This is a genomic window from Microbacterium sp. BDGP8 (assembly GCF_029991045.1).
GTDB lineage: Bacteria > Actinomycetota > Actinomycetes > Actinomycetales > Microbacteriaceae > Microbacterium > Microbacterium plantarum.
Genome location: NZ_CP120712.1, coordinates 729,048 through 743,232 on the forward strand (window position 1 = coordinate 729,048; position 14,185 = coordinate 743,232).

The 14,185-nt window shown below is 70.4% G+C and carries 13 protein-coding genes; 7 read left to right on the forward strand and 6 right to left on the reverse strand.

The features are described 5' to 3' along the window. Positions 1 to 124 precede the first annotated feature (124 nt). Positions 125 to 556, reverse strand: a complete 432-nt coding sequence (locus tag P6897_RS03435; protein ID WP_282502104.1) for a MarR family transcriptional regulator — start codon at positions 554 to 556, stop codon at positions 125 to 127. A gap of 35 nt (positions 557 to 591) precedes the next feature. Here P6897_RS03435 and P6897_RS03440 point away from each other — a divergent pair, with 35 nt between their 5' ends. Then, the gene (locus P6897_RS03440) at positions 592 to 2,391 is read left to right on the forward strand and encodes a DUF2207 domain-containing protein (RefSeq protein ID WP_282502105.1); all 1,800 of its coding nucleotides are present in this window, start codon (positions 592 to 594) and stop codon (positions 2,389 to 2,391) included. A gap of 313 nt (positions 2,392 to 2,704) precedes the next feature. Beyond that, positions 2,705 to 3,037: a hypothetical protein gene (locus P6897_RS03445; RefSeq protein ID WP_112616605.1), complete on the forward strand. Its 333-nt coding sequence runs from the start codon at positions 2,705 to 2,707 to the stop codon at positions 3,035 to 3,037. 23 nt (positions 3,038 to 3,060) lie between these two features. On the opposite strand, the gene P6897_RS03450 is transcribed toward P6897_RS03445, so the two are convergent. The 3 genes from P6897_RS03450 to P6897_RS03460 form a co-directional block, all read right to left on the reverse strand. Continuing rightward, positions 3,061 to 4,125: a sodium:calcium antiporter gene (locus P6897_RS03450; RefSeq protein WP_112616607.1), complete on the reverse strand. Its 1,065-nt coding sequence runs from the start codon at positions 4,123 to 4,125 to the stop codon at positions 3,061 to 3,063. Positions 4,126 to 4,194: 69 nt separating this feature from the next. Beyond that, positions 4,195 to 5,433, reverse strand: a complete 1,239-nt coding sequence (locus tag P6897_RS03455) for an amidohydrolase (RefSeq protein ID WP_282502106.1) — start codon at positions 5,431 to 5,433, stop codon at positions 4,195 to 4,197. A 23-nt stretch (positions 5,434 to 5,456) separates the two neighbouring features. After that, complete coding sequence (locus P6897_RS03460; protein ID WP_282502107.1) at positions 5,457 to 5,891, reverse strand: VOC family protein; 435 nt, start codon at positions 5,889 to 5,891, stop codon at positions 5,457 to 5,459. A gap of 140 nt (positions 5,892 to 6,031) precedes the next feature. On the opposite strand from P6897_RS03460, the gene P6897_RS03465 reads away from it, so the two are divergent. Beyond that, on the forward strand, positions 6,032 to 6,160 hold the full coding sequence (locus tag P6897_RS03465) for a hypothetical protein (RefSeq protein ID WP_256978038.1): 129 nt from the start codon (positions 6,032 to 6,034) through the stop codon (positions 6,158 to 6,160). Positions 6,161 to 6,256: 96 nt separating this feature from the next. Here P6897_RS03465 and P6897_RS03470 read toward each other — a convergent pair whose 3' ends face one another. Continuing rightward, positions 6,257 to 7,285 (reverse strand): lytic transglycosylase domain-containing protein, encoded by a 1,029-nt coding sequence (locus tag P6897_RS03470; protein WP_282502108.1) that lies wholly within the window; start codon positions 7,283 to 7,285, stop codon positions 6,257 to 6,259. A 228-nt stretch (positions 7,286 to 7,513) separates the two neighbouring features. Between P6897_RS03470 and P6897_RS03475 the strand changes: the two genes are divergently transcribed. The 4 genes from P6897_RS03475 to P6897_RS03490 all read left to right on the forward strand — a co-directional run bounded on the left by P6897_RS03475 (position 7,514) and on the right by P6897_RS03490 (position 12,428). Further along, entirely contained in the window at positions 7,514 to 7,987 is a 474-nt protein-coding gene (locus P6897_RS03475; RefSeq protein WP_114588189.1) for an S-ribosylhomocysteine lyase, read from the forward strand. A gap of 24 nt (positions 7,988 to 8,011) precedes the next feature. Continuing rightward, positions 8,012 to 8,656, forward strand: coding sequence for a hypothetical protein (locus P6897_RS03480; RefSeq protein ID WP_282502109.1), 645 nt, complete (start codon positions 8,012 to 8,014; stop codon positions 8,654 to 8,656). Positions 8,657 to 8,848: 192 nt separating this feature from the next. After that, positions 8,849 to 10,240 carry a PepSY-associated TM helix domain-containing protein gene (locus P6897_RS03485; RefSeq protein ID WP_282502542.1) on the forward strand — a complete coding sequence of 464 codons (1,392 nt, stop codon included), beginning with the start codon at positions 8,849 to 8,851 and terminating at the stop codon, positions 10,238 to 10,240. A gap of 88 nt (positions 10,241 to 10,328) precedes the next feature. Continuing rightward, the gene (locus P6897_RS03490; protein WP_282502110.1) at positions 10,329 to 12,428 is read left to right on the forward strand and encodes a glucose PTS transporter subunit IIA; all 2,100 of its coding nucleotides are present in this window, start codon (positions 10,329 to 10,331) and stop codon (positions 12,426 to 12,428) included. Between the two features lie 102 nt (positions 12,429 to 12,530). Here the strand turns inward: P6897_RS03490 and P6897_RS03495 are convergent, their stop codons facing one another. Continuing rightward, on the reverse strand, positions 12,531 to 14,165 hold the full coding sequence (locus P6897_RS03495) for a bifunctional NAD(P)/FAD-dependent oxidoreductase/class I SAM-dependent methyltransferase (RefSeq protein WP_282502111.1): 1,635 nt from the start codon (positions 14,163 to 14,165) through the stop codon (positions 12,531 to 12,533). Between the last annotated feature and the right edge of the window lie 20 nt (positions 14,166 to 14,185).

Below are 14,185 nucleotides of genomic sequence, written 5' to 3' on the forward strand. Positions count from 1 at the left end.
GTGACGGCGGGTACGACATCCGAGTCGAACATATGTTCGGTTATCGAAAGTCAGGGCACCGTCCCGCCGGGGGAGGAATCGACATCGCGAGACGCCGCGCGACCCGCAACCCCGACCGCGGTCGTCAGGACAGACGTCGCAGCTTCGTCGTCAGCTGCTCGAGCTGCTCGAGCTCTTCGGTCGACAGCACCGACATCCGTTCGGCGATGGAGCGGCCGTGGGCGGCGGCGAGTCGACGAAACGCCGACATCCCCTCCGGCGTCGCCGTGAGCATTGCGCCGCGGCCATCCGTCGGGTCGCCGCACTTGGTGATGAGGCCGCGCGCGACCATCCGATCGACCAGGCGCGAGACGCTCGGCTGGCTGATGAGCATGTTCGCGGTGACGTCTCGCAGGCGAGCGCGATGGCCCGAGCCTCGCGCGACCGTCAGGAGCACGTCGTACTCGGCCTGGGTCAGCTCATCGCCGGCGAAGTCATTGCTGATGTCGTCGAAGATCTCGTGCTGCGCGCGGAAGAGGCTCTCCCACGCGGCAACGGCGCGACGACGATCGTTCATGGCGACAACTTTACTGCCCGCCTAAGCTGGTCGGCATGATGCGTCGCACCCGGGCGGCACTCGCGATCGTGGTCCTCGTGCTGATCACGGGCCTTTTCGGGCTGGCGGTCCCTGCCGCGGCATCCGCCGACGAATCCGCCGATCTCGACGCCTTCGTCTTCGATTCGCTCGCCGTGGACTACACCCTCAGTCGCGACGAGGACGGCACGGCCAGGATGCGGGTCGTCGAGACCTTCGTCGCCGATTTCGCCCAGTCCGATCAGAACCGAGGCATGCGCCGCCTTCTGCCCGAGACCTACAACGGGCAGCCGCTGCATCCGGAACTCATCTCGGTCACCGACGAGAACGGCGATGCCCGTCCCGTCGAGACCGACAGCGAGGACGGCACCCTCGGCATCCTGACGCGCGGGCCCGAGTACCTGCACGGGCCGAACACCTTCGTCTTCACCTACGACCTCGAGAATGTCGTGTGGGACTTCCCGGACACCGGGCTCGAGTTCTACTGGGACGTCAACGGCACCGACTGGAATCAGCCGTTCCGGCAGGTGACGGCCACCTTGCGGGTCGACCCCGCTATCGCGGACGCCCTCGCCGGCCGGCAGGCCTGCTATGTCGGCGAGCAGGACAGCACCACGCCGTGTCCCGAGATCGTCGCCTCACCGGACGGAACCGCGATCACCGCCTCGGCGACCGACCTCGCGCCGCACGAGACGCTCACTTTCGCCGTCGGGTTCGAGGAGGGCACGTTCGAGGTGTACGACACCGGGTTCCTGGCGTCGCCGCTCGGATGGCTCCAGTCCGGGTCGACGGCGCTGCTCGCCGGCGCCACCGGCTGGGCGCTGCGCAATCGCCGGCGGTACCTCCGCGACGAGCCCGGGCGCCCGACGGTCATCGCCGAGTACGCGCCACCGCGCCGCATCGATGCGATCGACGCGGCGGTGCTGTTGCAGAAGACGTCGAAGGCGATTCCCGCCGAGGTCCTCGAGCTGGCGCTGGTGGGCGCCATCCGCATCGTCGACGATGGGAAGAGCCGCTGGGGACGTGCGAAGCTGCAGGCGGAGCTCGTCGACCCTCGGGCCGCAGACGAGAACGGGCGCAGACTCCTGCGCGGCATGTTCCCGCATCACCGTCGTGGCGAGGTCTACCGCTTCGGCTCCTCCGACACCCGGCTGTCCACCGAGACCCAGCGGGCGCTGAAGATGGCCAAAGACAGTCTCCGCGGTCGCGGCATGTACAAGCCCGTGCCGGCGGGAGTGCGTGGCTGGCCCGTCGCCGCGTGGGCCATCGCGGCGGGTCTGGTCATCCTGTTCGGTGCGCTCGCGCTGAACGCTTACGTCCACCCCGCACTGCCCATCGTCGGCATCGTTCTGGCGACGGCGTCGTTCCTGGTGGTCGTCTTCGCGGTCGCCGGTGAGCCGCTGTCGGACACGGGGGCGGAGATCCGCGACCACCTGCGCGGGCTGGACCTCTTCATCCGGTGGGCCGAAGCCGACCGCATCCGGATGCTGCAGTCGCCGACCGGCGCTGAGCGCGAGCCGGTCGCAACGGACGACCCCCGGGAGACGCTCCGGATCTACGAGCGACTGCTGCCGTACGCCGTGCTGTTCGGCCGCGAGAAGGAGTGGGCTGCGCACCTGACGGCGCTCTACGGCGACGCGGGCATCGCGACGCCGGGGTGGTACGTGGGAACGGCGGCGTTCGATGCGTCATCGTTCGCGGCAGGTATCGGCACGCTGTCGTCGGCGGCATCGTCGTCGTCGTCGACCTCGGGCGGGTCGAGCGGGGGCGGGTCTGCCGGCGGGGGAGGCGGCGGAGGCGGTGGTGGCGGCGCCTGACGCGTCGTCACGCGCGGTCGTCACGCGCGGTCGTCACGCGCGGTCCGCTCTCGCGGCCGTAAGACAGTTGAGGGTCCGACCGAAGAGGCATTCGGTCGGACCCTCGTCCCTTTGCACCAAGAGTTTCCTGCAATCACATGCCGGTGGCTGCCACAGCAAAACAGCTACCGTGCGAGCACTCTATAACGGCGAGGTAACGACGAGCAAGGGTTTTCCCGTTATCTTTTCGTAATCATCGGAAACGCTGAGCCGGCACCTCGACGGCATCCGGTTTTCGGCCTCCGCAGTGCCGCGGGTCTGTCAGGATGAGCGCGTGCACGCCCACGGCCGAGACACCGCCAGCGGACCCTTCGTGGTCACGCTCGTCGTCGACCTGCCGATCGCCAAGCCCGATGCCCTCGAGACGATCGCCTTCGTATCGGACGGGGCGATCGAGAATGCGGGTACGGCCTTCCCGCGCGTCGGGCTGGGCCGGGACGTGTGGGCCGAGGTGCAGATCCCGAAGTTCGCCGACCCGCCGCCGCTCGCCGTCGACGTCTGCTCGGACGTGTCCTGGGATGTCGCGGCGACAGAGGCCGCGCGGTTGGCCGATGCGCTGCGGCGGGTCGGATGGTCCGTGCGGTCGCCGCGCTCCGACGAGGTCTGAGTCGCCCGCCCGTCGCGGTCCGGTCACGCGGCGACGGCGAAGAGCCCCGCGATCCCCGCGCCGTAGAGAACGAGCACGGTCAGCGAGTCGACACCCATCCCGGCGATCCGCTTCGCGGGCCGGAAGATGAGTCCGACGACGTAGACGAGCGTCAGCAGCGCGGCCAGCGCGGTGAGGTAGATGTCGGCTCCATTCGCCTGCGGCAGCACCGCCTGGCCCGAGATCAGGGTGGCCACGAGGAACAGCACGGGCAGGAACGCATTGCCGCCGAAGATGTCGCTCATCGCGAGATTGTCGTCGCCCTGACGGATGGCCTGCAGCCCCGTGGAGATCTCCGGCAGCGCGGTCGCGAGCGCGAGGATGGTCGCGCCGAACAGCACACCCGACAGGCCGATCTCGTCGGCGATGGCGTCGCCGACCCGCTCGAGCACGACACCGGCTCCGAGCGTCGCGAGCGCGGAGACCGCGAAGATCGCGACGACCGCCCCGGTGCTCATCGAATGATGCGGATGCCGCGGCTTGGCGCGCCGGTGGCCCGGGGTGTGTTCACTCGCACCCGGCGACGTGCCGTTCTCGTGCCAGGGGAGGTGCTTGCCGGCGCGCTGCACGAGGAAGAGCCCGGCGAGCCACAGCGCCGCGATGAGCACGACATCGGGGGTGACACGTGCGACGACGAGGTCGCTGGGAAGCTGGCTCCCCGCCATCACGACCGCGAGCACGGCGACCACGATCACGGCTTCGAGCACGAGGACGAGGGATGCGGCGCGATAGGTCAGCGGCCTGACCCCGCGACCGCGCTTGCCGAACAGGTCGAGGATCACCAGCACCACGGTCTGCAGCGCGATGCCACCCAGGATGTTGCCCACGGCGACTTCGAGGTTGCCCGCGATGGCGGCACTGACGGTGATGGCGATCTCGGGCAGGTTCGTGGCCACAGCGAGCACGATCAGCCCGCCGAACGCGCTGCCGATATGCCAGCGATCGTCGAGGACGTCGGTCGACTTCGAGAGCTGGATTCCGGCCACCCACACCACGGCGGCGGCAGCGGCGAAGACCAGGAGGAGCAGCCAGAGGGGCAGGTTCGACATCCCCTCAGTGCACACCCGAACCGGTGCGACGGCGTACCGCTTGCGTTCGCGGCCGGAATGGACTCCGGCTCAGCGGAGCCAGGTGGACCGGCCGAACCGCTCCCACCGCTCGACGATGTGCACATCGCCGTCGTCCGTGGTCTCGAGCACCGTGGTGCCGCCGATGACGACGTGCTCGACTCGCGACTCCACCGCGAGCGGGTCGCCCGACCACAGGACGAGATCGCCGTCGCGACCGGCCTCGAGGGCGCCGACGCGGTCGTCGAGTCGCAGGATGCTGGCCGGGTTCGTCGTGAGCGCCTGCAACGCGACATCCGCCGGGAGGCCCTCTCGCACGGCGAGGATCGCCTGCAGACGGATCTGGTCGATCGGCACCACCGGGTGATCGGTCGTGATGGCGACGGTGACGCCGGCCTCGGCGATCAGGGCGAGTGCCCCGATCGCCCGGTCGCGCAGCTCGACCTTCGAGCGCGAGGTGAGCATCGGCCCGAAGATGACGGGGATGCCCTTCTCGGCCAGGACGTCCGCGATCTTGTGGCCTTCGGTGCCGTGGTTCACGACGAGCCGGTAGCCGAACTCCTCGGCGAGCCGGATCGCGGTGACGATGTCGTCGTGACGGTGGCTGTGCTGATCCCACAGCAGCGTGCCGTCGAGCACCTGAGCGAGCGTCTCCTTGCCGAGGTCGCGCTCGAACGGCTCGCCCTTGGCCGCCGCGGCATCCCGCTTCGCGACGTAGTTCTGGGCGCCGACGAAGGCGTCGCGCAACACGGACGCGACGCCCAGGCGGGTCGAGGGCGTCTGCTTCTTGTCGCCGTAGACGCGCTTGGGGTTCTCGCCGAGGGCGGACTTCACCGACACGTTCTCGGCGATCACCTGCTCGTCGACGGTGCGCCCGCCCCACGTCTTGATGGCGACGGTGCGTCCGCCGATCGGGTTGCCCGACCCCGGCTTGATCACGACGGAGGTTACGCCGCCGCGCAGGGCGTCGCGGAACCCGACCTCGTCGATGTCGATGCCGTCGAGCGCGCGGAAGCGGGCGCCGTTGGGGTCGGTCATCTCGTTGGTGTCGTTGCCCGACCAGCCCTCGCCGTCCTCGTGGACTCCGAGGTGGCCGTGGGCCTCGACGAACCCGGGCAGAACCCAGCGCCCCGCGGCATCCACGATCTCGGCGCCGTCGGGCACGGGCGTCTCGGCCCCGCCGACGGCGGTGATCACGCCGTCCGTGACGATCACCGTCCCGCTCTCGATGACGGGCGCGGACACGGGGACGATGCGGCCGTTCACGACGGCGAGGATGCGGGGGGCCATGCCCTCGACCCTATGCCGGACGATCACTGAAGGCAGAACTCGTTGCCTTCGGGGTCTCGCATCTGCCAATACCGCTCGGGCCACGCACCCCACTGCTGTTCCACCAGCCGCACGACGCTCGCTCCGAGCCCGACGAGACGATCCTTCTCGGCATCCACGGCCTCGGCCGTCGCGCGGCGGGCACCGTCGACGGGTGCGACCGACACGTCGATGTGCAGGCGGTTGCGCCCCCTCTTCGAGCCGTCGGCGTGGTGGAAGTACAGGCGGGGTCCGCGGCCCTCGGGATCCTCCGCGAGACCTCGGCGGTCGAGATCGTCATCGGTCAGGCCGGCATCGAGCTGTTGCCGGCGCATGTCGTCGGGCCAGTCGAGGCGCGGATAGCCGAAGACGTCGGCCCAGAAGTGCGAGAGCGCCCGTGGGTCGTCTGCGTAGAAGGTGATGTTGCCGAGCCTGTTCATGGTGACCTCCTCGTCGCGACCGACGGTACTCCCGCCCTCCGACAGTGGGTACACCCGGTATCGCTGGACGGCAACGGGGCTGACCGCTCGCTGGCGACGTCGTAGCGTGAGCCACTCACGAACTGCAGGGAGGAACCACCATGAGCCTCAATGGAAACGTGCCCTTCGTCGCACCCGGTGAGATGCCCATCGACCCGATCGAGGAAGCTCCGACGCTCGAGGTCACGGCTGAGGACCCCCTCGACGAGGACCCCCTCGACGAGGACTGACCCCGCTCCGGAACGGCGAAAGCGCACGTCCGCACGGTCTCCCGCGCGAGCGGACCGTGCGGACGTGCGCTTTCGCGAACCGTCAGCGAGCGGTGATCAGTACCAGCCGACCGACTGCGAGTGGCCCCAGGCGCCGCAGGGCGAGCCGTAGCGGCCGGAGATGTAGCCGAGGCCCCAGCGAACCTGCGTGACGGCGTTGGTCTGCCAGTCGCCACCGGCCGAAGCCATCTTGCTGCCGGGAAGCGCCTGCGGGATGCCATACGCACCGCTGCCGCTGTTGTAGGCCTGGTAGTTCCAGCCCGACTCCTTGTTCCAGAGCGAGACGAGGCACGAGAACTGGTCCTGGCCCCAGCCGAACTCGCCGAGCATGTTGCTCGCGGCCTGCTGCGCGGCGCCGGGGGAGTTGTCGCCCGTCGAAGCGACCGCCGAAGCAGCGGGCGCGGACGACGACGACGAGGACGAGGACGACGAGCGCGAGCCGCTCGAACGCTGGGCTGCGGCTGCGGCGGCCTCGTCCTCGGCCTTCGCCTTCGCGGCGGCCTCAGCGGCTGCGGCCTCTTCGGCGGCGATCCGCGCGGCCTCTTCCTCGGCGGCCTTCTGCGCCTGTGCGGCCTCGAGACGTCCGCGGAGGTCGGCCGTCTCGGCCTGCACATCGTCGGTCGCGTCCGTGAGCTTGTCGGTGAGGTCGGGCAGGAGCAGCGTCGGGATGACCTCGGTGTCCTTCAGGCCCTCGATGCGCTCGCGCAGCTGCGTCGTGTCGATCGTCGTATCGCCCTCGATCGGAAGCGCGGCGGCCGAGACGTCACCGGTCACGGTGGCGGCCTCGACGACCGATGCCTCAGCCGCGGCGACGGCGTCGCTCGTGGCCTGTTCGATCGCGCTGAGCGGCTTCGCCGTCGACGTGGCCGCGGCGGTCACCAGTGCAGCGCGCTGCATCACCGGTGCGGGGCCGGATGCCGTGGGCAGTGCGGCCGAGGCAGTCGTGCCCACGACCGCGGTCAGCCCCATGGCCAGCCCGAGGGTGAGGGCGGCGGGACGGACGAAGCGGCGGGATGCGGAGCTGGAGCTCACGCTGGCGGAGCGCCGCAGGTCGCGGCGGGTGGTCTGGCTCGACGAAGAAGTCATGCGAACAGGGGCGGTCCTTCGATGTTTGCGGGCACCGCGAGGCGGCGGGCGTCTCGGGCGGACGCACAAAACTCCCCGAGTCTGCGGGTTGAGTCTGGACGAGTCCCGGACAGTCCCTGGACGTAACCTGAATGCCCGACCGCGCCGAGCCCATGACGGGGAGCGTTACTCTGGCCGGAACGGCGGCGCTCGGCGGCCGTCCGACCGTCCGCGTCGAAGGAGGAACACGTGGCTGAAATCGAGAGCTTCACGCTGGATCACACCGCTGTGCTGGCCCCGTACGTGCGCCGGATCGGCGTCGAGCACGGACCGGACGGCGGAACCATCACCAACTTCGACGTCCGCTTCGTGCAGCCCAACGCCGGCGAGATCCCCACCGCCGGCATCCACACCATCGAGCACATGCTCGCGGGTCTCCTCCGCGATCGGATCGCGGGGGTCATCGACATCTCGCCGTTCGGATGCCGCACCGGCTTCCACCTGCTCATGTGGGGCGAGCCCGAGGTCGCCGATGTCGTCGCGGCGCTCACCGGCAGCCTGCGGTTCATCGCCGAGGAGGCCGTCGAGGCCGACATCCCGGGCGTCTCCGCTCTCGAATGCGGCAACTACCGCGACCACTCGCTGCACTCGGCCCGCGAGTGGTCGAAGACCGTCCTCGACCAGGGCATCAGCCTCGACGCCTTCTCCCGCGTCGGCGTCTGACGCCGGCCGACCGACCGCCGCGACGTGACCTCGTCTCGCCACCAGCGCGCGCTGCGAGCCGCCGCTGCCGCGACCCTGGCCACGTTCGTCGCGCTGCTGTCGCACGTCGCAGCGGGAGGCGAACCGCCCTCGGCGTTGGGCGCCGCCCTCCCGTGGGCGCTGTCGCTGATGATCAGCCTCCCCGTCGTCGGGTGCCGCGTCTCGGTCGTGCGCCTCGGTGCCGCGGTCACGGCCGCGCAGACGCTCTTCCACGTCATGTTCGCTCTCGGAGTCGTGCCGCTCGCAGGCTCCGCACGGATGCCCACGCCGGCGTCGGGCCTGACGGGGCCGTTCAGCCTGCACGCGGGACATATGTCGCTCCCGGCATCCCCGTCCGCGCCGGGTGAGATCGCTGCGGCAGCCCCGGACGCCGCGATGATCGGTGCCCACATCCTGGCGGCCGCCATCACGACCCTGCTGCTGCATCGCGGCGAACGGCTGCTCGCGGCGCTCGCCGATCTCGCGCGGCGCATCGCGACGCGGCTGCGGTCTGTGACTCGGGATGCCGTCCCTTCCGCGCCGATGCCGCCGCGTCTGCGCCCCCTCGCGTCGAGCGTTCGCACACCGCGCCTTCGCGCCCTCGTCGCGGCGCCCGCGCGTCGCGGCCCGCCCGCTCTCCTCGCTCTCTGACGCCCCGGCGCCCGTCGGGGCGATCCGTCGTGCGCGCTGACCATGCTTCGCGTGCCGGCACCCCGATGACCGAGGAGTCCCATGTCCATCACCGAGTCATACGCGTCCACCGACGGCGCCGCCGATACGGGCGGCGCGCCCGCCACCACGTCCCGCGAACACGCTCCGCCCCGGCGGTCGCGTGCGTGGGTCATGCCGCTGCTGCTGCGGATCCACTTCTTCGCCGGCATCCTGGTCGGCCCCTTCATCCTGATCGCGGCGCTCAGCGGAGCGGTCTACGTCGTGACGCCGCAGCTCGAGCGCGTCGTCTACGCCCATGAGCTCAGCGCGCCGGTCACCGAGACGACACTCCCGATCGGCGACCAGGTCCGCATCGCCGAGGGGTACATCGGTGACGCCGCCTCGCTCGCGGCGGTGCGGCCCGCGCCCGCAGCGGGCGACACGACGCGCGTCATGTTCGCCCAGGAGGGGCTCGGTCCGAGCCAGACCCGCGCTGTCTTCGTCGACCCCGGAACGGGCGAGATCCGAGGCGACCTGACGGTCTACGGCACGAGCGGCGCGCTGCCGCTTCGCGCGTGGGTCAGCGACCTGCACCGCAATCTCCACCTCGGCGAGCCGGGCCGCCTCTACAGCGAGTTCGCCGCCTCGTGGCTCGGCATCGTCGTGGTGGCCGGGCTCACGCTCTGGGTGGTGCGGCTGCGTACGGCGCGCGCCAAGAAGGACCTGTTCCGCCCGAAGCGCGGAGCGCGGGGCTACCGACGCCTCTTCGGGTGGCACGCGTCGCTCGGAGTGTGGCTCGTACTCGGAGCGCTCTTCCTGTCTGCCTCCGGCATCACGTGGTCCACCTACGGCGGTGCGAACATCTCGACGCTGCGAGCGGCACTGTCGTGGCAGAACCCGGCGCTGTCGACGGCGCTCGGTGACACCGGCTCCGGTGGTGCTGCGGGAGCCCATGCGGACCACGGGGTCGTCGCGGCGCCGACCGCCGCGGTCTCACCCGACACCTTCGACGACGTGCTCGCGGTCGCGCGCACCGAGAACGTGAACGTCGGCCTCATCGAGATTCGGCCGCCCTCGGCTGCGGGGCAGGCGTGGGTCGTCCAGGAGATCCAGCGCAGCTTCCCGACGGAGGTCGACGGTGTCGCGATCGACGGCGACACGCTCGCGGTCGTGGACCGGGTCGACTTCGCGGACTACCCGTTCATGGCGAAGCTCGCGCGGTGGGCCGTCGACCTCCACATGGGGTCGATGTTCGGCCTCGTGAATCAGCTCGTCCTGTTCGTGGTCGCCGCAGGGATCGCGACGATGGTCGTGCTCGGGTACCTGATGTGGTGGAAGCGCCGGCCCACCCGCGACCCCGCTCGCCGGATGGGCACGGTCCCCGGCGAGGCCCTTCCGAACGCGCCGGTATGGGGTGTCGTGCTCGTGGTGGCCGTCGCGATCGGCATCGGGTACTTCCTTCCCCTCGTCGGCCTGCCGCTCGCCGCGTTCGTCATCGGGGATGCGCTCGTACAGGGCGCCCGGGCTCGTCGGGCGCGGAGATCTTCCTCCGGGGGAGCGGAAACGAGTGTGGTCAGGCCATGACTGGTCAAGCCCTCGTTCCCGGCGAATTCTCAGGGTAAAGTTCCGGGCGAAGAACTCCGGCCACCCGTCGGAGAACAGGAGAGAAGCCATGGCGACAAGCCCCGCTGAATCGATCGTCGACGCCGTCGGCGGTCCGGCAAACATCGAGAGTCTGACGCACTGCGCCACGCGCCTGCGTTTCCAACTGCGCGATTCCTCGAACGTCGATCAGTCGACGGTCGAGGCGATCCCCGGCGTCATGGGCGCCGTGCCGCAGGCCGGGAACCGCTACCAGGTCGTCATCGGCGGAGCCGTCCAGAACGTCTACAACGACATCAACGCGCTCCCCTCGATGTCGGGCGCCGGCGGTGGCGCTGTCGACGAGGACGACATCGACTCGGTCAAGGCGCGCGAGCGCGCGAAGGGCCCGCGCGGCAAGGTCGCCTGGCTCGACTCCCTGTTCGAGTTCCTCTCGGACTCGTTCCGCCCCATCCTCGGCGCGCTGCTGGGCGCATCTCTGTTCATCACGTTCATGGCGCTGATGGCGACGCTCGGCGTCATCCCGGCCTGGAACGCCCCGGGCGTCGTCCTCGACCCGTCGTGGCAGTTCGTCAACCTGATGTGGCAGTGCGTCTTCATCTTCCTGCCGCTCATGGTCGCCTACAACGCGGCCAAGAAGGTCGGGGCCGACCCGTGGGTCGGCTTCGCGATCATGGCCGTCGTGATGCTGCCGCAGTTCTCGGGTCTGGCGACTCAGGAGGGCGCGCAGCAGATCAACTTCCTCGGTTCGGACATCACGACCGTCTCGGTCTTCGGTCTGCCGCTGACGATCTTCGACTACAGCTCGCAGGTGTTCCCGCCGCTGCTCATGGCGGGTGCGCTCGGGCTGCTCTGGAAGGGGCTGCGCAAGGTCATTCCGGAGAACATCCAGCTGATCTTCGTGCCGTTCCTGGCGATGCTGATCATGATCCCGCTCACGGCCTTCCTCATCGGACCCATCGGTGTGTACGCGGGTGCCGGTCTCGCGAACCTGCTGAGCTCGATCAACGACTTCTCGCCGTTCATCTTCGCGGTCGTCATCCCGCTCGCGTATCCCTTCATGGTTCCGCTCGGCCTGCACTGGCCGATCAACGCGATCATGCTGCTGAACATCCAGAACCTCGGCTACGACTTCATCCAGGGCCCGATGGGTGCGTGGAACTTCGCCTGCTTCGGCGCGACCGCCGGCGTGCTGTGGATCTCGTGGCGTGCCCGTGACAAGCAGATGCGGCAGACGGCGACGGGAGCCCTCGCGGCCGGTCTGCTCGGCGGCATCTCGGAACCCTCGCTCTACGGCATCCACCTGCGCTTCAAGCGCATCTACCCCCGGATGCTCGTCGGATGCCTCGTCGGTGGTCTCATCATCGGCATCGGAGGTGGCGTCAAGACGCAGGCGTTCGTGTTCACGTCGCTCCTGACGATCCCCGCCTTCGACTCGGTCGTCCTCTACGGCATCGCCGTGCTCGCGGCGTTCGTCGTCGCGATGGCCCTCGTCATCATCAGCGACTACCGAACGCCCGAGCAGCGCGCCGAGTTCGAGGCGCAGCGCGATAAGGCCGAGGCGAAGGCCGGCGCGACGGCTGCCGGTGCTGCGGCAGCGCCCGCTGCGGCTGCGGCCTCGGGCTCGGGCTCGTCGACCGCGGCACCCGCGCAGACCGCGCAGGGGACCGCGACCGCGACCCTCGACAAGCCCGGCGCCACCGATGAGGTGTCGGCGGCGATCGAGATCGCGTCTCCGCTCGACGGCACGGCCGTCGCGCTCTCCGAGGTGCCGGACCCCGTCTTCGGTGGCGGCGTCATGGGTCCGGGTGTCGCGATCGAGCCGACGGGCAACACCGTCGTCTCGCCCGGTGCCGGAACAGTCGCGGCTGCACAGCCGACCGGTCACGCGTTCGGCCTCGAGCTCGACAACGGGGTGGAACTGCTCATCCACGTCGGCATCGACACCGTCAACCTGAAGGGCGAGGGCTTCGAGGTCCACGTCAAGGCCGGTGACCGCGTCGAGCAGGGCACGCCCCTCGTGACGTTCGACCGTGCCGTGATCGAGAAGGCGGGCTACCCGCTGATCACGCCGGTCATCGTCCTCAACGGCGACGCGTTCGCGACGGTCGACCCCGTGGGCTTCGGCCCGACGACGACCGGCGCCCCCCTCCTGGTCCTGGAGAAGTAACTCCTCAACCCCCGACCCCCAACGTCGACTCGCCACGAATCGCGGATGCCGGGCTCCCGGCATCCGCAGATTCTGGCGAGTCGACGTTTTACGTAGGCGGGGTCAGGGGAGGCGGCGGAGCAGGAGGACGCCGTCGAGCGGGTGCGGGGGACGGGATGCCGCGTGGCCCGATGCCGCAGAGGCGGCGTGCTCGCGGATCTCTCGCCGCTCGACGATCTCCTCGCGCTCGACTACCCACTCTGTGGGGTCGAGGTCGAGCGCGGCGCGCTCCTCGGCGGGCGTGGGGAACGGAGGATGGTCGGGATGGTCGTGCGGCTCGCCGTCCTCGGGCCCGCGCGGCGGTCCGCCGGCATGCGACACGACGAGCAGTCGCCCGCCCGGGGCGACGTGGCGGAGGGCGGCGCGCAGGAGAGGGATGCGGGAGAACTCCGGGTCCCACGAGTGCAGGAAGCTCGTCGTCACGAGGTCGAACTCGCCGAGCTCGGCCGCGTCGATCTCCCCGGCGACGAAGGTCGCGTCGACCTGAGCGTCACGGGCGGCCGCCTGGGCCCGTGAGACCGCCGTCGGCGACAGGTCGACGCCGGTCACCGACCACCCGCGCGATGCGAGCCACAGGGCGTCGCCGCCCTCGCCGCAGCCCAGATCGAGCGCCGCGGCCGGAGTGAGCGAGCCCGCCGCCTCGAGCTCGGCGATCACCGTCGAGGTCGTCTCGTTCACGCGCCCCGACCACACCCGGTCCGTCTCGGCGTATCGCGCCTCCCAGTCGGCGGCGTGACCGCGGCGGCGCTCGAGCGCTGCGGCGGCGTCGCGGCCGACGAGCGCGGCGTTGACCGCGGCGCCGGCCATCGACCCGGCGCCCATCGACAGGGGGACGTTCGCCATCGGTGCGACGACGTTGCCGGCGGCCCACACGAGGGGGTGGCTCGTCGCCCCCGCCGCATCGACGGCGATGAACGACCCGACCGGTCCGTCGGCGCGGGCGAGGTCGAGCCCGGCGAGGAAGCCGTCGTGAGGCTCGAGGTGTCCGCCGGTGAAGATCGCGTCGATCGCCACGCGCTGCCCATCGGCGGTCACGACAGCGCCGATCGCCGCGTCGTGGGCGTCGTCCGCCGCTTCCGCCGGGCCGGTGACGGCGACCACGGGCGAGGAGACGGTGCGGATGCCGCGAGCGCGCAGCCGCTCCCGCACGTCGTCCCCGAGGTCACCCGCCGCAGCGGTGAACGCCACGACGTCGGGGCTCCACTGCCGTACGAGCTCGATCTGGTGCAGGCTCATCGGCGACGTCGCGAGCACGCCGATACGGCGATCGCGCACTTCCCAGCCGTGGCAGTAGGGGCAGTGCAGCACGGTCCGTCCCCAGCGCTCGGCGAGCCCCGGCACATCGGGCATGCGGTCGGAGACGCCGGTCGCGACGAGAAGCGCTCGCGTCGTGATCCGCTCGGTGCCGCCGGCGAGGACGACCTCGAGGCCGCCGTCGATCTCGGTCACCGACGCGACGCGCGCCGAACGGAAGGCGACGCCGTAGCGTTCCGCCTCTTCGCGGCCGCGTCGGCGGAGCTCGGTCGGCGAGGTGCCGTCGAAGCCCACGACGGCGTGCATGTGCTCGGCGAACCGATTGCGCGGGCTGTCGGAGTCGAGCACGAGGGTGCGGCGGCGAGCCCGCCCGAGCATCTGCGCGGCGCTGAGGCCGGCGGGGCCGGCGCCGACGATGACGACGTCCTGATCGAGATTCTGCATGTCGAACAGCATCCGGATTC